Consider the following 19,819-nt stretch of genomic DNA (forward strand, 5'->3'; position numbering starts at 1 on the left):
CGCCTGTGCGCAATGATACGCAAGGACCGTTACTAATTTACCGGGCTCCCAGCTGGGCGGAGTAGGGGATCACATGTCGGAAGAGTTGGCCGGTCTGACCGTTGGTCTGATCGGCGCGGGCAACATCGCCCACTTGCATGTCGCCGCGTGGAAGGCGCTCGGCGCGCGCATCCTGGTGCACTCGCTCGAGGGCGCCGAGACGATGGCCGAACAGTACGGCCTCGAGGTCGCGGCGTCGCTGGACGGCTGCCTGGCCGGGGCGGAGTTCGTCGACGTGGTCACGCCGTCGGCGACCCACAAGGAGGTCACGCTCGCCGCGATCAAGGCCGGCCGGAACGTGATCTGCGAGAAGCCGCTGACCCTGACCGCCGCAGACTCGCACGAGGTGATCGCGGCCGCCGCGGCCGCGGGCGTCCGGATCTACCCGGCGCACGTGGTCCGATTCTTCCCGGCATACGTCGCCGCGCACTCCGCCATCCAGGCCGGGCGCATCGGCGACGTTGCAGTGGCACGGTTCTTCCGCCAGGCGTCGTCCCCGGCCGGCGGCTGGTACGGCGACGTGGCCCACTCCGGCGGCGTGATCATGGACCTGATGGTGCACGACCTCGACCAGGCCCGGTGGATGTGTGGAGACGTCACCAAGGTGTACGCCGTCCAGAACCCGCCGACCGTGGACGGGATCAGCCCGCTGACGGTGGCCGCGCACGTCACGCTCACGCACGCCTCCGGTGCGATCAGCCACTGCCGCGCGACCTGGGCCGCGGCCGGGTCCGCGTTCCAGTCCGGCTACCACATCGCGGGCTCGACCGGCGTACTGAAGTACACATCCGCCGCGGACACCGGCTACGCCGAAGAACTGCCGGACGGCGGCGCGGCCGCCGACCTGCTCATCCCGGCCAACACTCTGGGCGAGAGCCCCTACCTCACACAGCTGCGCGAGTTCGCTGTCGCACTGCGCGGTGGCCCGGAGCCGCGGGTTCTGGCGCCGGACGGCGCGGCCGCGGTCTATCTGGCCGAGGCGGCGCGCGCCTCGATGGAGACCGGCGGTGTGATCGACATGGTGACCTTCGACCCGACGGGAGCGGCGGCATGACCCTCAAGGTGGCGATCGCGTCGTTCGCGCACGGGCACGCGATGTCGTACGCGTACCTGCTCAACCAGCTGTCCGATGTCGAGGTGCTGTCCGCAGACCCCGACGGCGCGAGTGCGCCGGACCCGGGCCCGCGTGGTGCCGAACTCGCCGCACAGCTCGGCGTCCCGTACGTCGACAGCTACGACGAGCTGTTCGCGTGGGGCCCGGATGCGGTCGTCGTGACGAGTGAGAACGCGCTGCACCGCGGTCTGGTCGAGCGGGCCGCGGCTGTCGGTGCACATGTGCTCTGTGAGAAGCCGCTGGCCACCGAGGTCGAGGACGGCGAGGCCATGCTGGCGGCCTGCGCGTCGGCCGGTGCGATCCTGATGGTCGCCTACCCGGTCCGGTTCTCGCCGCAGTACCTGCGACTCCGGGCCTCGGTCGAGGCCGGGCTGCTCGGTGACGTGTTCGCGGTCCTGGGCACCAACAACGGCAAGATCCCGATCGGTGGGCGCCAATGGTTCACCGACCCCAAGCTTGCCGGCGGTGGCGCACTCGTCGACCACACCGTGCACTGCGCCGACCTGATCGACGGCCTGACCGGCGGTGCGTCGCCGCAGCGGGTGTACGCCGCGGCCAACCGCGTACTGCACCAGGACAAGGGCGTCGAGGTCGAGACCGGTGGCCTGGTGACGATCAACTACGACAACGGGCTGCTGGCAACCATCGACTGCTCGTGGAGCGTTCCGGACAACGGTCCGACCTGGGGCGGCGTCACGCTGCAGGTGACCGGTACCAACGGGTCGGTGGAGATCGAGCCGTTCCTGCCGCGTATCGGCGGCACCGACCCCGATGGGGAGGTGTACCTGGGGATCGGCGAGAACTTCGACGCTTCGATGCTCGCCATCTTCCTCCGGGCGGTCCGCGAGTCCGGTCCGGCAGTGGCGGGCCAGACGCCGGCCGCCGTACCGCAGCCGGACGGTGCAGTCGGTCTGCGCACCCTGCGCATCGTCGACGCGGCCCGCCGCTCCGCAACCTCCGGGCAGCCGGTCGAACTCTGACGTCTCGCCGGTCGCCTCCATGCATGGGGCGACCGGCATCCGTCAGGCTCGTTGGGCCGCGACGGTCAGGTGCTCGATCACGTCGCTGAGGTGCTCCGTCATCGCCGCACTCGCCGCGTCGGCGTCGCGGGCGGCGATGGCCCGGATGATCCGCAGGTGCGCCTCGAGCGACGTCTGCGGGCGGCGGGGGAGTCGCGTCATCCGGAAGTGGTGCCGGATGTTCAGCACCCGCAGCCGCTCGATGATCGTGGTCGCCGTCCGCTGGCCGCTCAGTTCCCGGATCAGCCGGTGCAGCGCGTCGTCCAGCTCGGCGTATTCCAGGTCGTCGCCCTCGGCGACCGCTCGCGCCATCCGGTCGCCCAGCGCGGTCAGATCTACGATGCCCTGGTCGCTGATCCTGGCCGCCGCCTTCGCCGCGCACAGCGACTCCAGCACCATCCGGGCCTCGGTCACCTCGATGGCCTCGTCCACCGACAGCATCCGCACTCGCGATCCGCGCTGCGGAATCCGCTCGACCAGTCCCTCCGCCGACAGGTCCAGCAGCGCCGCGCGGACCCCGCTGCGGACCACGCCGTACTGCTCGGCCAGGTCCGCCTCGACCAGTCGCTGACCGGGCGCCAGCCGGCCCGACGCGATGTCCTCGCGGACCGCGTCCCGGACGTACTCCTGCCCGGCCATCCCCCCGCGCTCCAGCGTCTTCTTCCCGCTGATGGTCGTCCTCCCGTCTCCTCGGTCAGCCCAGTGTGACGGCTGACCGGTTCCGCATCGTCACCAGAAAGTGTAGACGAAAATGTTGACATTTTTGTCGACACTTTTCTAGGATCCCGAACCATCAGCCCTCGCCCCGGGCACCACTGGCTCTTCCCGACCCACCGGAGAACGACCATGTCCAAGGGACTCCCCGACCACTTCGCCCGACCGTCGCGCCGTACGGTGCTGAAGCTCGGCGCGCTCGCCTCCGTGGCCGGCCTGACCGGCTGCGGCCCGAACGCCGGCGGCGCCGGCGACGCCAAGTCCGTCACGATCGTCAACACCGGCTCGAACAGCACCCTCGTGCTGCAGGAACTGCTCCAGGCGCAGAACTACTTCTCGACTGTCGAACTGACCGCCAAGACCCAGAACGTGTCCGACGGGTCCAAGCTGATCGCCAGCCTGCTCAACGGCAGCAACGACCTCACCCTGCTGTCCGGCTTCGGCCAGGTGCTGCCGGCGATCGAGAAGGGCGCCAAGCTCAAGATCGTCTCTGGCTCCGGCCTGCTGCTGGCGCACGCGGTCTATGCGAAGTCCGAGGCGATCAAGTCGGCCGAGGACCTGGTCGGCAAGACGATCGGCACCGGCCCGGTCGGCGCCCTGCTGCACCAGATCATGGTCGCGTTCCTGGCCAAGAACGGGATCAAGCCCGAGCAGGTGAAGTTCGTCAACATCGGCTCCAGCGCGGACGTGTTCAAGGCGATCGCGGCCGGCAAGGTGGACGCCGGACCGTCGCTGGTGGACGTGTACGACGAGCAGGACAAGTTCGGCGTGCATGCGATCGCCGAGCTGTGGAAGGAACTCCCGGAGTACACCTACCAGGGCGCGTACACGTCCGACACCGCGATCTCCAAGCGGCGTGACGTGCTGGTCCGCAGCCTGGCGGCGTACGCGAAACTGTTCCGCTACATCTCCTCGCCGGAGTCCAAGGACGCCTACCTGAAGGCGTACCAGAAGGCGGTGCCGAGCAGCGACCCGAAGGAAGCCGGCTCGCTGTGGAACTTCGCCCAGCAGCCCGGCGCGTACGCCGTCGACCTGGTCCTCGACGAGAAGCGGCTGACGTACATGCAGGAGCTGAACGTCTCCCAGGGCGTGCAGTCCAAGGTACTGCCGTTCGACCAGGTGGCCGACATGTCGATCGCGACCGATGCGGTGAAGATGCTGTGAGCGGCCTCCCGCTCCGGGTGGCAGTCGGCCGCTACGGGCACACCCAGGACCTGCTGGACGGCCGCATCCTGGTGGACGGCTGCACTCTCGAGCCGGTCGAGTTCGCGTCGATGATCACGGCGTACCGGCGGATGGTCCGGTCGGTCGAGTTCGACGTCTGTGAGCTGGCCCCGACGACGTACCTGATCGCCCGTGCCCTCGGTGCGCCGTACGTTGCCCTGCCGGTCTTCCTGAGCCGGCGCTTCCACCACTCCGGTCTGGTCGTCCGCGACGGCGCCGGGATCGAGCGACCCACCGACCTGCACGGCCGTCGGGTGGGAGTCCGCGCGTACTCCGTGACGAGCGCGGTCTGGACCCGTGGTGTGCTGCAGGACGAGTACGGCGTGGATCCGGCCGAGATCGAGTGGATCGTCGACGACGACGAGCACGTGGAGTCGTTGGCCCTGCCATCGAACGTACGGCGTCCCGGGCCGAAGCTGGTCGACCTGTTCCGGCAGGGCGAGCTGGACGCGGCATTCACCCGCGGCGCCGGGATCGGCGATCCGAAGGTCACGGTGGTGTCGGGCTACCACGAGCTGCTTGACGAGGCGGACAGCCTCGCGGCCGACTGGTACCGGAGGACCGGCGTCTACCCGATCCATGGTGTCGTCGTGGTCCGGGAACAGCTCCTGAACGACCATCCCTGGCTGGCGGGCGCGCTCCTGCAGGCCTTCCAGGACAGCCGATCGAGCTACCTGCATCGGCTCGGCGGCCCGGCCGCGAGTGCACCCGAGGATCTTCGCTACCAACGCCTGGCGGAGATCGTCGGCAACCCGCTGCCCTACGGCCTGAACGCCAACCAGGTCTCGATCGGCGCACTCGTCGAGTACTCCCGCAGCCAGGGTCTGGTCCCGGCGGACGTCTCCCAGGACCGGTTCTTCCCCGATCTCGTGACCGCATCCAACTGAAGGACTCTTGATGACCATTGACGCGCATTGTCATGTGATCGCGGTGGACCGGGACCGGTATCCGCGCAACCCTCTCGGCGGCGTGGAGTCCGGCTGGTCGCAGCAGCGGCCGGTCGGCGCGAAGGAACTGATCGCCGCGATGGACGAGACCGGTATCGACCGCGCCATCGTGGTGCAGGCGTCCACGGCGTACGGGCACGACAACAGCTACGTCGCGGACTCCGTCGAGCTGTACCCGGACCGCTTCGCAGGCGTGTTCTCCGTCGACATGCTGGCCCCTGACGCGCCGCAGCAGTTGGCGCACTGGGTGTCCCGCGGACTGCAGGGCGCCCGGCTGTTCATGACCGGCAGCACGATGCCCGGGCAGGCGTCCTGGCTGTCCGACCCGCGGCTGCACCCTGCCTGGGAATGGGCCGAGGAGAACAACCTTCCGCTGTGCCTGCAGATGCGCCCGGAGGGCATCCCCGCGCTGCGGGGGCTGCTGGACCGCTTCCCCGGCGTCAAGGTGCTGCTGGATCACGCGGCACGCCCCGACCTCACCGGCGGAGCGCCGTACGACGAAGCCCGTGAGCTGTTCGATCTGGCGCAGTACGACGGTGTGTATCTCAAGCTGACCGAGCGGACTCTGGTGTCGTCGACCAAGGCGCCGGCCGACCCGGAGTCGTTCCTCGGCCGGCTGCTGCTCGACTTCGGCGCCGAGCGGCTGATGTGGGGATCGAACTACCCCGCGGCCGAGGACGACCTGCCCACGCTGTACCGGCGCAGTCGCGACATCCTCGCGTTCCTGCCGGCGGCGGCGCGCGAGCAGCTCTTCACCGGTACGGCGGACCGCCTGTACCCGGTGAAGGCGGGCTCGTGAAGGCGGTACTCGCGGACTATCCCCACGTCCGCGCGCTGAAGGAAGGGTCGGTGTTCGACTTCGTCGAGGTCGACCCCGTGCACAAGGCCTTCGCTGCGATGGTCCGGGAGCAGCCGTACGACGTCTGCGAGATGGCGATCGTCACGTATCTGCAGGCGCGGGCCGAGGGGAAGCCGTTGCTCCTGCTGCCAGTCGTCCTGCGATCGCGCTTCCAGCACGACCACATCGTCTGCCGGGCCGACGACCCGCTCGACGTGACCGACCTGGCCGGCAAACGGATCGGCGTCCGGACCTACGCACAGACGACCGGTGTGTGGTTGCGCGGCATCCTCGGCGACGAGTACGACGTACCGCTCGACAAGGTCCAATGGGTCAGCATCGAGGACGGCCACCTCGCCGAGTACGCCGACCCGCCGCAGGTGGAACGTGCTCCGGACGGCTCGAAGCTGATCGACCTGCTGCACGCGGGCGACCTGGACGCCGTGATCATGGGCAACGACCTGCCTGACGACCCACGCCTGCGACCGGTGATCCCGGACTCGAAGGCGGCCGCGCGCACGTGGTACGAGCGCACCCGCGCCGTCCCGATCAACCACATGGTGGTGATCCGCGCGGAGCACGCCGACCGGCGCGAGGAACTCACCCAGCTGTTCGTCGAGGCCAAGCAGTACACCGGTCACCCGGCGGCCGGCTCGATCGACATGACCCCGGTCGGCCTGGAGGCCAACCGGCCCGCGCTCGACCTGATCACCCGCTACGCCCACGAGCAAGGGCTGGTCCCGCACCGGCTCGCTGTGGACGACCTGTTCTCCCTGAGAGGGGCCGCATCATGATCGACGCACCGGAGAAGCTGCGCGTCAAAGGACTGAGCAAGACCTTCCAGACCAACCGCAAGGCCCACACCGTGCTGCGCGGCCTGTCCTTCGGGGTCGCCGAGGGGGAGTTCGTCAGCCTGATCGGCGAGAGCGGCTGCGGCAAGACCACCGTGCTGCGGATTGTGCAGGGCCTGCTCGGCGCCGACGCCGGTCAGGTCGTTGTCGACGGCAACGTCGTGAGCGGGCCCGGCCGCGACCGCGGGCTGGTCTTCCAGCAGGCGAACCTGCTGCCATGGCGGACCGCCCGGCGCAACGTGGAGTTCGGCCTCGAACTGCAGGGCCTGTCCCGGTCACAGCGGTCGGCGCGGGCGTCCGAGCTGCTCGACCTGGTCGGACTGGGCGGCTTCGCCGATCACTACCCGCACCAGATGTCCGGCGGCATGCAGCAGCGCATCGGCCTGGCCCGTGCACTGGCGATCGACCCGGCCGTACTGCTGATGGACGAACCGTTCAGCGCGCTCGACGCGCAGACGCGTGAGGTGCTGCAGCGGGAACTGCTGCGCATCCACGCGGAGACCCGCAAGACCGTCCTGTTCGTCACCCATGACCTGGACGAGGCGCTGTTCCTGAGCGACCGGGTAGTGATCCTGGCCGCGAACCCGGGCCGGGTGAAGCAGGTCATCGACATCCCCTTCGAACGGCCCCGGGCGGAGCTGACCGATCTCCGCGGCCTACCGGAGTTCCAGCAGTTGCGCAGCCAGGTCTGGCAGCTGATCCGCTCGACCGACGCAGGGAGCGACCGTGTCCAGGACTGAAGTACAACCGCGGGCCGCCGTGATCGCCGAGACGGATGCCGAACCGGCGGTGGACCAGCAGGCCAGGGCCCGGCGGAAGTACCGGGTGATCCGGCTGGTCTCCATCCTGACGGTGCTGGGCGCCTGGGAGCTGGTCGGCCGGCGGATCGACCCGCTGTTCATGTCGTACCCGAGTGCGGTCGCGCAGGCCGCCGTGCGCCTGACCAAGAGCGGCGAGCTGCCGACCGCGCTGGTCAGCAGCCTCACCACGCTGGCCCTGGGCTTCGCGATCGCCGGTGTACTCGGTGTGCTCGCGGGTCTGGTGATCGGCCGCTACCGCACCGTCGAGGTGGCCACCGACTGGCTGGTCAACGCGCTCTACGCGACGCCCCTGGTGGCCGTCGTACCGCTCGTCATCCTGTGGTTCGGGCTCGGGTTCAGCGCGAAGCTGTTCGTGGTCGTGCTGCTCGCGATCTTCCCGGTGCTGATCAACACGGCCAGCGGCGTACGCAACGTGCCGCCGGCGCTGATCGACGTCGGCACCGGGTTCGCGGCCAGCGAGTGGCAGGTGTTCACCAAGGTGATCCTGCCCGCGTCGTTGCCGTACACGATGACCGGTCTGCGGCTCGGCGTCGGCCGCGCGATCATCGGCATGGTGGTGGCCGAGTTCTTCACCGCGATCACCGGACTGGGTGCGCTCGTGGTCAAGTACGGCAACCAGTTCGACACCGCCTCGATGCTGGTTCCGGTGCTGGTGCTGATGGTGCTCGGCGTCGCGCTGACCGGCGGCCTGCGCCAGGCCGAGGCGCGGATCGCGCCGTGGAAGGCGGACGAGCGGTGATCATCGACATCCACGGTCACTACACGACCGCTCCGGCGGCGCTGAACGCGTACCGCGGCCGGCAGATGGCCCTGCAGAACAAGCCGGTGCGCGGCTCGCTGTCGATCACCGACGACCAGCTGCGCGCGTCGCTGGCCGGCCACCTCGAGCAGATGGGTGCCCGGGGCATCGATGCGCTGTTCTTCTCGCCCCGCGCGTCGGCGATGGGCCACGACGTCGGCGACGAGACGATCAGCCGGCACTGGACCGAGATCAACAACGACCTGATCGCTCGGGTGGCCGGGCTCTACCCGGGACAGTTCGTCCCGGTTGCCCAGCTGCCGCAGAGTCCGGGTGCCGGGTTGGACGGTGTGCTGCAGGAACTGCGCCGTACGGTCGAAGAGCTCGGGTTCGTCGGCTGTCTGATCAACCCGGACGTGTCCGGTGGGCTGCAGCCGTTCACCCCGTCGCTGGGGGACCGCTGGTGGTACCCCCTCTGGGAAGCCATGGTGGAGCTGGACGTGCCCGGCATGATCCACGCCAGCTCCACCCGCAATCCCGCGCTGCACCTCAACGGTTCGCACTACATCGCCCAGCACTACGCCGCCGTGGTCGAGCTGTGCTCGTCGTCGGTCTTCACCGACTTCCCGAGCTTGCGGCTGATCGTGCCGCACGGCGGTGGTGGCATCCCGTTCCACTTCAACCGCAGTCGCGCGCTGCACGTCGCGGAATCGCTGCCGCCGTTCGAGGACGCGGTCCGCAACCTGTACTTCGACACCGCCGTGTACGACGCCGACTCGCTGTCGATGCTGATCCGCAAGATCGGACCGGACAACGTGCTGTTCGGCTCGGAGATGTTCGGTACGGCGAAGACGCGGGACTCAGCCACCGGCCGGTTCTTCGACGACATCCTCGGCGACCTTGACGGACTCGGACTGAACCAGTCCGACCTGACGAAGATCCTGTCCGGCAACGCGCTGCGCCTCTTCCCACGCGCGGCAGCCCACCTGGGAGCAGCCCATGTCCAGTAGCCCCACCGTCGTACGCCGCACCACCCGGCCGGACCCGGAGTTGGTAGAGGCAGCAGCGCAGTACGGCGTAGCCACTCTGCATGAAGCGAACCGGCGGCGCGGACTGATGCTGGACATCCACCCAGTCGTGCCGGGTACTCGCGTGTGTGGTCCCGCGGTGACATCGCTCAACCATGCTGGCGACAACCTCATGCTGCATGCCGCAGTGGAGGTGTGCGAGCCCGGAGACGTGCTGGTGGTCGCGACACTGAGCCCGTCCGCGCACGGGATGTTCGGTGAGCTGCTCGCGACACAGTGCCGGGCGCAGGGGATCGCCGGCGTCGTTCTGGACGCCGGAGTACGCGACAAGCGGGACCTGCAGGACATGTCGTTCCCGGTGTGGTCGCGGGCGGTGAGCGCTGCCGGGACGGTCAAGGCCACGCCGGGGTGGGTCAACGTGCCGGTCGTCTGCGGCAGTGCGACCGTGAACCCGGGTGACCTGGTGGTTGCCGACGACGACGGTGCGATGGTGATTCCGCGCACCGAGGTCGCCGCGGCGGTCGAGGCCGCCCGGGTCCGCGAAGAGCGGGAGGCCGCGAACCGGGCCCGCTTCCAGGCCGGCGAACTCAGCCTTGATGTCAACAACCTCCGCCCGCTCCTCGCGCGGCTCGGCGTCACCTACACCGACGCCCTCTGACCGCGGCGTGCGCCTTCCACGACTGGTCCGGTACGGTGCCGGGGATGTGACCGACGGGTAGGACCCGGGACCGTAAGGAGCACCGCGATGGGCGAGTTCGTCAATCTCACCGTCAGTGAGGGGATCGGCACGATCCGGCTGGATCGGCCGAAGATGAACGCGCTGAACGTCCAGGTCCAGGAGGAGATCCGGGCCGCCGCGCTGGAGGCGACCGCGAACGACGACGTGCGCGCGGTCGTGGTCTACGGCGGCGAGAGGGTGTTCGCGGCCGGCGCGGACATCAAGGAGATGGCCGACATGTCGTACGCCGACATGGTCAAACGCTCCGGTCCGCTGCAGTCCTCGCTGTCCGCGGTCGCGGCGATTCCGAAGCCGACCGTCGCAGCCATCACCGGGTACGCACTCGGCGGTGGCTGCGAGCTGGCCCTGTGCGCCGACTACCGGATCGCTGCGGAGGACGCCAAGCTCGGCCAGCCGGAGATCCTGCTCGGGATCATCCCCGGTGCCGGTGGCACGCAGCGGCTGTCCCGGCTGATCGGCGCGTCCAAGGCCAAGGACCTGATCTACACCGGTCGCTTCGTCGACGCTGCCGAGTCGCTGGCCATCGGTCTGGTCGACAAGGTCGTCCCCGCGGCCGAGGTGTACGACGCGGCGGTCGCGTGGGCCGGGCAGTTCGCGGGCGGTGCCGCGCTGGCGTTGCGGGCCGCCAAGGAGGCGATCGACTCCGGGCTCGGCGTGGATCTGTCCACCGGGCTGGAGATCGAGCGGCAGCAGTTCGCCGCCTTGTTCGCCACCGAGGACCGGGCGATCGGGATGAAGTCTTTCGTCGAGAACGGCCCGGGCAAGGCCGAGTTCAAGGGAATCTGATGTCTGCAACCGCGAAGCCGGCCGCGACCGCCGAAGAGGTCGAGGCGGCGTGGAACGACAACAAGCTCGCCCAGGTGCTCTACCACGACTGGGAGGCGTCGACATACGACGAGAAGTGGTCGATCTCGTACGACGAACGCTGCGTCACCTACGCCCGGGACCGCTTCGACGCGATCGCCGGTTCGACCGGCTGGCCCTATGGCAAGTCCTTGGAGATCGGCGCGGGCACCGGATTCTTCACCCTGAACCTCAAGCTGGCCGGGGTTCTCGCCGAGGCGCATGTCACTGATCTCTCTCCAGGCATGGTGGAGGCGGCCGAGAAGAACGCGAAGACCCTGGGCTTCGCGGTCGAGGGCCGAGTCGCCGATGCCGAGAAGCTGCCGTACGACGACGACACGTTCGACCTCGTCATCGGGCACGCGGTGATCCATCACATCCCCGACGTCGAGCTCGCGTTCCGCGAGATGCTGCGTGTGCTCAAGCCGGGCGGCCGTTTCGTCATCTGCGGCGAACCCACCCGGTACGGCGATTACGTCGCCCGGCGACTGTCCCGGTTCACCTGGTGGGCGACCACCAACGTGACCAAGCTGCCCGCACTCAGCGAGTGGCGGCGACCGCAGGCCGAGTTGGACGAGTCGTCGCGGGCGGCCGCGCTGGAGGCCGTCGTCGACCTGCACACGTTCGACCCCGACACGCTGGCCCGGATGGCTTCGCGTGCCGGTGCCACGAACGTGAAGACGGTGACGGAAGAACTGCTGGCGGCGTGGGTCGGATGGCCGATCCGGACGTTCGAGGCCGCCGTACCGGAGCAGAAGCTGGGCTTCGGCTGGCGGATGTTCGCCTACAAGTCGTGGCTGCAGTTGTCCAAGGTGGACAAGGTCTTGTCGGCTGTCGTCCCTGACGAGCTCTACTACAACGTCTCCATCACAGGTGTCGCGCAGTAGGGTGTGCGGATGCGGTTGCTGACCGCGGCGAATCTGAGCTGGGTGGTGCGCCATCGGGCCTGGACGCCGTACTACCTGAAGCGCTATTGGCGGTTCGCCTGGTTCAAGCTGCGCCACCGGCAGGTGATCACCGAGGGATTCGTCTTCCTGGGCAAGCATCTCGAGATCGTGGCGCGGCCCGGGCACGGCCGGATCATCCTCGGCAAGTGGGTGCACCTGGGTGACGAGACCCGGCTGCGCGCGCACGAGGGCACGCTGCGGATCGGCGACAAGGTGGTGTTCGCCCGCGACGTCACGGTCAACTGCTACCTGGACATCGAGATCGGTGCGTCCACCTTGATCGCGGACTGGACCTATATCTGCGACTTCGACCACAAGACCGAGGACCTCGACCTGCCGATCAAGGACCAGGGCCTGGTGAAGTCGCCGGTCCGGATCGGTCCGGACTGCTGGCTGGCCACCAAGGTGACCGTCACCCGCGGAACCGACATCGGCCGCGGCGTGGTGGTCGGCGCGAACAGCGTTGCCCGTGGCAACATTCCGTCGTACGCCGTCGCGGTCGGGGTTCCGGCCGTGGTGGTGGCCGACCGCACCACCCGCTATGCCGCCGACGCCGCCCGCCGTGCCTACCTGGCCGGTCTGGCCGAGGCAAACGCCCGTACGACGGCCCGGCTCCACATCGGGGCACCTCCGCCGCCCGAAACCGTTCCGGGAGAAACCGCCGGTGACGGGGTAAGAGCACCTGGTGAGGACGAGGCCGGCGCTGAGGGGTTCTCAAGTTACTCACCAGTCCGGCACTATGTCCCGCACGAACGGTTGGATGTCCCACCCGATCGGTCGATCGTCGGAGAGGAGACGCAGCGTGGCTGACCAGACCGGGGTCGAGTCCGCGACCGACCGGTCGCTGCTCGACCAGGCCGCGGCCGACGACTCGATCACCCAGGCGCGGACGCGCGCGGTCGACCCGGTTCCGATCGTGACGGAACCCGGGGGCGCTACGTTGGAATCAGTGCTTGAAACGAGTGCTGGCTCGCCGCCGGCGGCGGGAACGGAAGTGGGCGTGAACCGAAGGTTGGACCCAGAAGTGCAGACAGTGGACGGCAGGACAGCCCCACCGGCCCCGCTCGCGGGCGCCCGGCGCAGGCTGTCGCCGCGCCCGGTCCCGGTCAGCCGGCGGAGGAGACCGCCGGCCACAGCACCGGCAACGGCGACGGATGAGGAACCGACCCCGGCTGAGGAGATGGACGACGTGGGTACGCACGACGAGAAGGCGGCCGCCGAAGCCGACAAGGCGGTGACAGCCTCGAAGGACACGGATTCGCCCCAGGGCGACAGCGGCCGTGCCACGACCGCGACGGCGACGAAGCCGGCCCGGCCGAAGACCGCGGCGGAGATCGTCGCGGAGCAGCGGGCCCGGGAGAGGGCAGCTGCCGAGGCTCCGGCCGCGGCGGCCGGTACTGGTGCGGCCGGCTCGGAGGACGCCGCAACGGGGACCGGTAGGGATGCCGCGGGCAAGGATCCGGCCGGCACCTCGGTGACGACGCCGGTGAGCAAGGTGCCGGCCACCAGTGCTGGTGCCTCGGGCAACAAACCACCGACCGGCCGGACCGCGGTCGGCTCGTCCGGCAAGGGCAAGCAGGCGCTGGGCACGGTTGGTTCCGGAGTCAAGCGGCTGCGCAACCTGCTCGCCTCGCTGATCTGGCTGGTCGCGGTGCTGGCAGCGGCGGTGCTTGCGCTCGGCGCGCTGTTCACCGCCCTCGACCAGACCAACCAGAGCAACGAGATCGTGCGCTGGGTGCTGGAGCGTGGGCAGGACCTGGTCGGTCCGTTCAAGGATCTGTTCCGGCTGGAGACGGCGAAGAACACCCTGCTGGTGAACTGGGGGATCGCGGCGCTGGTCTACCTGATCGTCGGCAAGATCGTCGAACGCTTCGTCCGGCCCTAGTTCCGTGGTCGCGCCACGAGGATGAGGTCGAGAGATTCGTCCAGGTCTCCTGGGCGAATCTCGAAGTCCTCGTGGCGCGTGCTCTTCACGAGTGCGGTGAGCTCGGCGTCCCAGTCGTCGTACGCCGTGGCTAGCTGGGCGTCCACGCAGGAGCCGCACTGCGTCTCCCAGGCGCGGAGGTGTTCGCCGTGGTGGAGTCCCAGTGCGTGCGTGATCTCGAAGTCGCTCTCGACGAGCTCGGTGAACTCGGTGGGGGTCAGCTCCCGGGTGTGGTACCAGTTGCCGCTCGGGAAGGTCAGGCGGTTCGGCGTGCTCAGCACGAGGGTGCCTGCCGGGGCGAGGATGCGCGCGCACTCGGTGACGAACCGCGGCTGCTCCCACAGGTGCTCGATCGTCTGCAGTGACGTGACGAGATCGAAGCTGCCCTCGGCGAACCCGGTCTCGACGAGATTGCCGCGCACCACATTGACCTGTGGATAAGCCCGGCGGACGTGGCGCAACGTCGTATGTTCATAGTCGAGACCGGTCACGGAGGCCGCGCCGGCCAGGCGGAGCAACTCCGCGCCGTAGCCCTCGCCGCAGCCGGCGTCGAGGACCCGGCCGGTTCCGAGGTCCAGATTGGCCGTGATCCAGCGATAGGCGGCGTCGTGGCGCGCGAACCAGTAGTTCTCGTGCCAGATACCCGGAGCGGTTCTCTCGCCCGTTAGCTCTATGACCTGCGGAAACGTCGCCTCTGGGCTGTCCATCGAGGGATAGCATAACGGTCCCTCACCGGATAACCTAGGGCTCGTGGCAGAACTCCTGGACGACCTCGCCGCCTCCTGGGTCCGTGACCTGCGCGCCGCGGACCGGTCGCCGAAGACCATCAAGCAGTACATGCTCGCCGTGGATCAGTTCCGCGACTGGCTCATCGCGCACGACCGGGAACCAACCGCCGGGTCGATGACCAAGCACGCCATCGCCAGCTGGCTCGGCGACCTGGCCGACCTCGGCCGCGAGCCCGCCACCCTGCAGATCCGGTTCAAAGGGCTGCACCGGTTCGTCCGCTGGCTGGTCGCCGAGGAGGAGCTCGACCGCGACCCAATGGCCGGCCTGCAGCCCGCCACGGTCAAGCCCAAGCCGGTGCCGATGCTGTCCGACACCGACGTCGCGAAGCTGCTGCGCACCTGCGAGGGCAAGTCGTACGCCGATCGCCGGGATCAGGCGATCCTGCGGGTGCTGTTCGACTGCGGGGTGAGGATCTCCGAGTGCGCCGGCCTCGAGGTGGGCGACGTCGACCTGAAACACCACGACGTCGTCCACGTGCACGGGAAGGGCGACGTCGACCGGGCGGTCCCGTTCGGCGCCAAGACCGGCCGCGCGCTCGACCGCTACCTGCGGGCCCGGCGTGATCACCGCCTGGCCGACACCTCCGACGCGCTCTGGCTCGGGATCCGCGGCGGGCTCAGTGCCGACGGCGTCGAGTACGCGCTGAAGAAGCGGGCCCGGGAGGCAGGGCTCGACCACATCCACGCGCACCAGTTCCGGCACGGCTTCGCTCACCGGTGGCTGCTCGAGGGCGGACAGGAACGCGACCTGAAGCGGCTCGCCGGCTGGCGGTCCGACGCGATGCTCGAGCGGTACGGCAACTCGGCCGCCGACGAACGCGCCCGGGAGGCCTTCAAGCGGATGCGGCTCGGAGATCGGCTGTAGGACCGCTATGCTGTCCACGGCAAACTGATGACCTTCCGGGGGTCGTAAACCCGGGTAGTCACGGTGCCAGACCCGAAAGGGTCGCAGCGGCTATCGATGCACTGCACCGGTAGCTCCCTCGGGAGACCGGGGGGCGAGTGTGGCAACCGCGGGTGAGAGACCGCGGTGAACAAGCCAGATGTCCACACCGCGACGCGACCCAGGGACGGCCCGGCTCCGTGGAAGCTGAGCGACGCTATGCCGCTCGGGCTGTTCCACGGAAGTCGTGTCGGTTGGTCGCACGGTGCTCCAGGCACCCGCGAGGCTCAAGACCTCGAGCGGCCACAAGCGGCCAAACAGAAGGACCCAGGGAGCCAGGAGACGAAGACTCGGCTCCCCTCGGAAACCCGGCAAGAGTGGAGAGATCCGGGCGCTCCGTAGGGTGGAATTGGCCACCGACCCACGCCTGATCCCCGTGGAGAGTCTGAGCGACGCATGCCGTCGCACGACCTCCCACGGAGTCGACGTTGCCCGCCAAGGATCCACAAGAACGCGCGCTCATTGCGCGCCTCGCCGCAAATGAACGCTGGGGCCGGACTGCTGACCGGACCGCCGCGACAGCACCAGGCCGCAAGGGACTGCGCGCCAAGTTCGCCCGCGAGATCGACCCGGACGGCACCCTTGCCACCACCGCGCCGGCCGAGCTCGAGCGCCGCGTCGACCAGCTGCACCGCGCCCACATGCAGCGGTTGTCGCTCCTCGCCAAGCAAGCCCGCCGGCGGGCTGCGGCCGGTGGTGGTTCGGATGCCGCCTGACAACGACGAAGGCCGCCCGGCACAGGCGGACCGGACGACCTCACGGAGCGACGACGAGAAGCTCAACGACACTGTAACTCCAGACACGCCCGGCTGGCGGGCGGAGATCGCCCGGACCCTCGCCGACGCACCAGACCCAACCGTGCCACGCAGCGAGCTGCGCGACGCCATGCCTGAGGCCGGCTCGATCCGGACCAGTGGGGGTGGCGGCGGCAAACGATCCGCGTCCTGGCTGGCCGACATGCTGAACGCCTGGGAAGGGTTCGGCTGGATTCGGCGGAACACCGACGACACGGTCACAGTGCTCGACCCGGCCGCACTCCGCCACCTCGCTGACCACGACGAACGGCGCGGCACCAGCAGCCGGCCAGCCGACGTCATCGCCCTCGAGCTCGCCGGCGCAGTCGCAGCCGGCGACACTGAATCCACCGACAGGCTGACCGTCGAGCTGCGGACCGCCGAGGACCACGATCCACAACAGCTCACAGCATGGATCCGCGCCATCCGCCGCCGCAACGCCACCCGGAACGGCACCCGGAACGGCGGCGGATGATGACCGCGACCGACGATCGCCCTGCTGGCGTTACGGAAGATTCATCAGCACGCGACCGAGTTTCCGTAACGCCCGGCTCGCCCGGCGCGCTCAACAAGACGTTGCCTCCGGCCCGCTGTCAGACGTGCGGCAAGCGCCTGGCCCGCAAGTACCACCTGAAGTCGATCGGGATCCGGGGCCAGATCAACTACCGCAAGGGCGCCCAGTACTGCTCGCCAGCGTGCCGGCAGAAGGCGTACCGCCAGCGGAAGGCCGGCGAGTGATGGGCGCCGAGCAGTCCGACCCCGAGCAGGTCGACCTGTTCGAGTTCCTGCGGGTCGTGGCTGTCGCCAGCTATCGCGGCCTACTCACCAGGAAGCAGGCCGCCCTGGCGCAGATGGTCGCGCTCGACTCCGACGGCACATCGGGATCCGGCGTTGTCGTCCGAGCGGATCACGTCGCGCTCGAGCTCGGCATCTCGGTTAGCCAGGTCTGGAGGCAGTTCGGGCAGCTGCGCGACACCGGATGGTTCCGACAGACCAGCCGGCCAGCCCGCGGCTCCAAGCCTGGCGAAGGGCGCCGCGCGCGGTATCGGACGACGTGTCCACCGCTCGATCTCGGCTTGGCGGCCCTGCCGATCAAGGAAGATGCCAGCAGCAATCGTGTCGCAGAGTCAGGCGGGGATCTGCGACACGATCCGGCCGAACGTGTCGCAGATTCACGCTCAGAGGCGCGACACGATCCCGCGCCGAACGTGTCGCAGGATCCAGTCGAAGAGGTGCGAGACGATCTCCCATCAAGCAGCGGATCGTGTCGCAGTTCTGATGCCGATCGTGTCGCAGTTTCGGAGGAAACGTCTCGCACTCCGCACGCTCAGCGATGCGACAGTCTTCCATCTGACGGTCTTCCAGCTGACGATCCGACAACTCCTGTGGTTGATCAACTGCCCAAACCACAGGACGCGCGCGAGGCGGATCCAGAAGCCGAACGACAGCGACAGTTGGCTGAGCTCGAGGCCTCACCGTTCTGGCCCCAACCGAACGGCGCCGCCGAACCAGTCACGAAGCCCCCCACCGAGCCGGACGACCAGGCCGACGCCGAGCCAGACATCGCCGAGTACGACGACCTCGACCAGGCCCAGCGCCTCGACCTCCTCGCCAGCACCGAGCCACCACCCGAGTGGGACGAAGTCGACGACGACCACGCGGCGGCATCGTGACCATGACCCTGACTCGAACGGAGACCCGATGACCGAGCCGTGCACCAGCTGCAACGCCGCCCGCTACGTCTGCACGGCGCGGCGCGACCTGGTCGGCCGGCCATGCTGCGACCACTGCAACCACGCGCCGACCGAGCAGGCAGCCAAGGTCTGGCAGCCCATCGACACCTGGCTAACCCAAACACACCCCCGACCGATGAAACCCGACGACACAGGACGGAGGCTGCGATGAGGTACGTACGCTGCGAGCGCGGCGAAACGCACTGGGGCCCCTGGGGCGCCGCCGGACTCTGGCTGCGCTGCGGCGACCTCATCCTGCTGCAACACCGCGCGAACTGGACCCACCACGGCGACACCTGGGGAATCCCCGGTGGCGCACGAGGACACACCGAGACAGCGGTCGACGCCGCGCTACGCGAAACCTCCGAAGAGACACACCTTCCACGCCAACACATCGAGATCGAACGTGAGCATCTCGACGACCACGGAGGCTGGTCCTACGTGACCGTTGTCGCCTCATGCCCCACGCCGCTACCGGTGCGCGGCGGACCCGAAGGAGACGTGCGCTGGGTCCCGCTCGACGAGGCGCGGTCACTGCCCCTGCATCCCGGTCTGGCCAAAACGTGGGAGACGCTGGCATGACGCCAACCGACGTCTTCATCCGCGGCTGGTTCGCCGGCTGCCCGCCGTACCACCCACCACAGTGGAACCCCCACACCTACCAAACCGCCACCGCGATCTACAACGCAGCAACCACCGCGATGCAACGCCTACGACACACACTCGCCGACAACCCCGCCGGCCCCCCGGAGTGCTTCTTGATCGCCCCAGTGATCGGAACCCAAATCACCACCGAGCACCTGCACGACGGACACACCAGCAGCATGTGCGCAGTGCGCAACCCCCACCTCCTCCGCGGACAGGGCCGGGTCGACATCGGGCGCCTGCTGGCGAAAACCCCCGTCATCGCCCAACTCGCACCGGACCACGTGGAAGCCGATCCATTCGCTACCACCGAACAAGGCTCAGCCTTCGTCACCTCGTCGCGCGTGGTCCGCATCGTCGTCGCCAACTGGCTCGCCCCCGTCAGACAACAACTGTCCGCCCGGTACGCCACCGAGTTCGAGATCGCGCCGTCGTCCGTCGCACCACTCGCACTAGCCCTGGCCCTGGCCGGCGGGAGCAAGCCATGACCACACCCAGCGATGCCGACATCTTCATCCGCACCTGGTCCATCGGCACCCAGCCATACAACGAACCCACATCCCCCGCCGCCGCCCTCTACGGCAAAGCCGGCAGCGTCCTCCGAAACCGTCCCGCCGACACAGCCACACAACAACTCCAAGACACACTCACCGCCAACCCCGCAACACCCCCACGCACCTTCCTCATCTCGCCACTGACAGGCCAGATCGCCACCCACCAACACCTCCATCAAGGCTGGTGCGAACAGGTCTACGCCTGGCGCAACCCACACCTCCTCCGCAGCAAAGACAAGACCATCGCCGACCACGCGCTCCGCACCTACCCAGTCGCCGCCTGGCTCGAGCCCGACGACTGGAAGGAAGACACCACCGACCTCGGCTGCCTCGGATCAGTGCTCATCACCACCGCCCGAGTCACCCGCCTACTCATCGCGGCATGGCTCGCACCCGTCGCCCAGCAACTCTGCGACGAATACGCAACGGACATCGAGATCAGTACGTCCAGCACTGCGCTCGGCCCTGTCGATCTCGTCTGGTCACCACCATGACCTCCGTGTGTGTGCGGCACCTGACTGCAGTCATGCCGGCTGTTCCGGACTGAGATCAGTTGCCCACCCCCGGGGGGAGGG

The 19,819-nt window shown here is 68.7% G+C and carries 24 protein-coding genes; 22 read left to right on the top strand and 2 right to left on the bottom strand.

Going from position 1 to position 19,819, the window contains the following annotated elements; genetic code table 11:
• Positions 1 to 73 precede the first annotated feature (73 nt).
• Positions 74 to 1,093, top strand: a complete 1,020-nt coding sequence (locus AB0I34_RS06805; protein WP_360440597.1) for a Gfo/Idh/MocA family oxidoreductase — start codon at positions 74 to 76, stop codon at positions 1,091 to 1,093.
• Positions 1,090 to 2,133: a Gfo/Idh/MocA family oxidoreductase gene (locus AB0I34_RS06810; RefSeq protein ID WP_360440600.1), complete on the top strand. Its 1,044-nt coding sequence runs from the start codon at positions 1,090 to 1,092 to the stop codon at positions 2,131 to 2,133. The genes AB0I34_RS06805 and AB0I34_RS06810 overlap by 4 nt, the downstream gene beginning before the upstream one ends.
• A gap of 42 nt (positions 2,134 to 2,175) precedes the next feature.
• Here the strand turns inward: AB0I34_RS06810 and AB0I34_RS06815 are convergent, their stop codons facing one another.
• A complete protein-coding gene (locus tag AB0I34_RS06815; RefSeq protein ID WP_360440603.1) occupies positions 2,176 to 2,811 on the bottom strand; it encodes a GntR family transcriptional regulator in 636 nt (211 codons plus the stop codon).
• A 207-nt stretch (positions 2,812 to 3,018) separates the two neighbouring features.
• Here AB0I34_RS06815 and AB0I34_RS06820 point away from each other — a divergent pair, with 207 nt between their 5' ends.
• The 12 genes from AB0I34_RS06820 to AB0I34_RS06875 all read left to right on the top strand — a co-directional run bounded on the left by AB0I34_RS06820 (position 3,019) and on the right by AB0I34_RS06875 (position 13,748).
• The gene (locus AB0I34_RS06820) at positions 3,019 to 4,050 is read left to right on the top strand and encodes an ABC transporter substrate-binding protein (RefSeq protein ID WP_360440606.1); all 1,032 of its coding nucleotides are present in this window, start codon (positions 3,019 to 3,021) and stop codon (positions 4,048 to 4,050) included.
• Positions 4,047 to 4,997 (top strand): PhnD/SsuA/transferrin family substrate-binding protein, encoded by a 951-nt coding sequence (locus AB0I34_RS06825; RefSeq protein ID WP_360440609.1) that lies wholly within the window; start codon positions 4,047 to 4,049, stop codon positions 4,995 to 4,997. Before AB0I34_RS06820 ends, AB0I34_RS06825 begins: the two co-directional genes overlap by 4 nt.
• A 10-nt stretch (positions 4,998 to 5,007) precedes the next feature.
• On the top strand, positions 5,008 to 5,856 hold the full coding sequence (locus tag AB0I34_RS06830; protein WP_360440612.1) for an amidohydrolase family protein: 849 nt from the start codon (positions 5,008 to 5,010) through the stop codon (positions 5,854 to 5,856).
• A complete protein-coding gene (locus AB0I34_RS06835) occupies positions 5,853 to 6,689 on the top strand; it encodes a hypothetical protein (RefSeq protein WP_360440615.1) in 837 nt (278 codons plus the stop codon). The genes AB0I34_RS06830 and AB0I34_RS06835 overlap by 4 nt, the downstream gene beginning before the upstream one ends.
• Entirely contained in the window at positions 6,686 to 7,486 is an 801-nt protein-coding gene (locus AB0I34_RS06840) for an ABC transporter ATP-binding protein (protein WP_360440618.1), read from the top strand. The genes AB0I34_RS06835 and AB0I34_RS06840 overlap by 4 nt, the downstream gene beginning before the upstream one ends.
• On the top strand, positions 7,473 to 8,306 hold the full coding sequence (locus AB0I34_RS06845) for an ABC transporter permease (RefSeq protein WP_360440621.1): 834 nt from the start codon (positions 7,473 to 7,475) through the stop codon (positions 8,304 to 8,306). Before AB0I34_RS06840 ends, AB0I34_RS06845 begins: the two co-directional genes overlap by 14 nt.
• The gene (locus AB0I34_RS06850; protein WP_360440623.1) at positions 8,303 to 9,316 is read left to right on the top strand and encodes an amidohydrolase family protein; all 1,014 of its coding nucleotides are present in this window, start codon (positions 8,303 to 8,305) and stop codon (positions 9,314 to 9,316) included. The genes AB0I34_RS06845 and AB0I34_RS06850 overlap by 4 nt, the downstream gene beginning before the upstream one ends.
• Complete coding sequence (locus AB0I34_RS06855; protein ID WP_360440626.1) at positions 9,306 to 9,992, top strand: 4-carboxy-4-hydroxy-2-oxoadipate aldolase/oxaloacetate decarboxylase; 687 nt, start codon at positions 9,306 to 9,308, stop codon at positions 9,990 to 9,992. The genes AB0I34_RS06850 and AB0I34_RS06855 overlap by 11 nt, the downstream gene beginning before the upstream one ends.
• An 87-nt stretch (positions 9,993 to 10,079) precedes the next feature.
• Complete coding sequence (locus AB0I34_RS06860) at positions 10,080 to 10,859, top strand: enoyl-CoA hydratase-related protein (RefSeq protein WP_360440629.1); 780 nt, start codon at positions 10,080 to 10,082, stop codon at positions 10,857 to 10,859.
• Positions 10,859 to 11,803, top strand: a complete 945-nt coding sequence (locus AB0I34_RS06865) for a methyltransferase domain-containing protein (protein ID WP_360440632.1) — start codon at positions 10,859 to 10,861, stop codon at positions 11,801 to 11,803. Before AB0I34_RS06860 ends, AB0I34_RS06865 begins: the two co-directional genes overlap by 1 nt.
• A gap of 9 nt (positions 11,804 to 11,812) precedes the next feature.
• Positions 11,813 to 12,673, top strand: a complete 861-nt coding sequence (locus tag AB0I34_RS06870) for an acyltransferase (RefSeq protein ID WP_360440635.1) — start codon at positions 11,813 to 11,815, stop codon at positions 12,671 to 12,673.
• Positions 12,674 to 13,043: 370 nt separating this feature from the next.
• Positions 13,044 to 13,748, top strand: coding sequence for a hypothetical protein (locus AB0I34_RS06875; protein ID WP_360440638.1), 705 nt, complete (start codon positions 13,044 to 13,046; stop codon positions 13,746 to 13,748).
• Here the strand turns inward: AB0I34_RS06875 and AB0I34_RS06880 are convergent.
• Entirely contained in the window at positions 13,745 to 14,494 is a 750-nt protein-coding gene (locus AB0I34_RS06880; protein WP_360440641.1) for a class I SAM-dependent methyltransferase, read from the bottom strand. The genes AB0I34_RS06875 and AB0I34_RS06880 overlap by 4 nt on opposite strands.
• 43 nt (positions 14,495 to 14,537) lie before the next feature.
• Between AB0I34_RS06880 and AB0I34_RS06885 the strand changes: the two genes are divergently transcribed.
• The 8 genes from AB0I34_RS06885 (at position 14,538) to AB0I34_RS06920 (ending at position 19,738) form a co-directional block, all read left to right on the top strand.
• Positions 14,538 to 15,440, top strand: coding sequence for a tyrosine-type recombinase/integrase (locus tag AB0I34_RS06885; protein ID WP_360440645.1), 903 nt, complete (start codon positions 14,538 to 14,540; stop codon positions 15,438 to 15,440).
• A gap of 506 nt (positions 15,441 to 15,946) precedes the next feature.
• Positions 15,947 to 16,234, top strand: coding sequence for a hypothetical protein (locus AB0I34_RS06890; RefSeq protein WP_360440648.1), 288 nt, complete (start codon positions 15,947 to 15,949; stop codon positions 16,232 to 16,234).
• Positions 16,224 to 16,787, top strand: coding sequence for a hypothetical protein (locus tag AB0I34_RS06895; protein ID WP_360440651.1), 564 nt, complete (start codon positions 16,224 to 16,226; stop codon positions 16,785 to 16,787). The genes AB0I34_RS06890 and AB0I34_RS06895 overlap by 11 nt, the downstream gene beginning before the upstream one ends.
• Complete coding sequence (locus AB0I34_RS06900; RefSeq protein ID WP_360440654.1) at positions 16,787 to 17,050, top strand: hypothetical protein; 264 nt, start codon at positions 16,787 to 16,789, stop codon at positions 17,048 to 17,050. Before AB0I34_RS06895 ends, AB0I34_RS06900 begins: the two co-directional genes overlap by 1 nt.
• A gap of 716 nt (positions 17,051 to 17,766) precedes the next feature.
• Positions 17,767 to 17,985 carry a hypothetical protein gene (locus AB0I34_RS06905; RefSeq protein ID WP_360440657.1) on the top strand — a complete coding sequence of 73 codons (219 nt, stop codon included), beginning with the start codon at positions 17,767 to 17,769 and terminating at the stop codon, positions 17,983 to 17,985.
• A 228-nt stretch (positions 17,986 to 18,213) separates the two neighbouring features.
• On the top strand, positions 18,214 to 18,627 hold the full coding sequence (locus tag AB0I34_RS06910) for an NUDIX hydrolase (RefSeq protein ID WP_360440660.1): 414 nt from the start codon (positions 18,214 to 18,216) through the stop codon (positions 18,625 to 18,627).
• Positions 18,624 to 19,178, top strand: coding sequence for a hypothetical protein (locus AB0I34_RS06915; protein ID WP_360440663.1), 555 nt, complete (start codon positions 18,624 to 18,626; stop codon positions 19,176 to 19,178). Before AB0I34_RS06910 ends, AB0I34_RS06915 begins: the two co-directional genes overlap by 4 nt.
• On the top strand, positions 19,175 to 19,738 hold the full coding sequence (locus AB0I34_RS06920) for a hypothetical protein (RefSeq protein WP_360440666.1): 564 nt from the start codon (positions 19,175 to 19,177) through the stop codon (positions 19,736 to 19,738). The genes AB0I34_RS06915 and AB0I34_RS06920 overlap by 4 nt, the downstream gene beginning before the upstream one ends.
• Positions 19,739 to 19,819: the final 81 nt, after the last annotated feature.

Origin of the sequence: Kribbella sp. NPDC050281 (assembly GCF_040655855.1) — a bacterium.
GTDB lineage: Bacteria > Actinomycetota > Actinomycetes > Propionibacteriales > Kribbellaceae > Kribbella.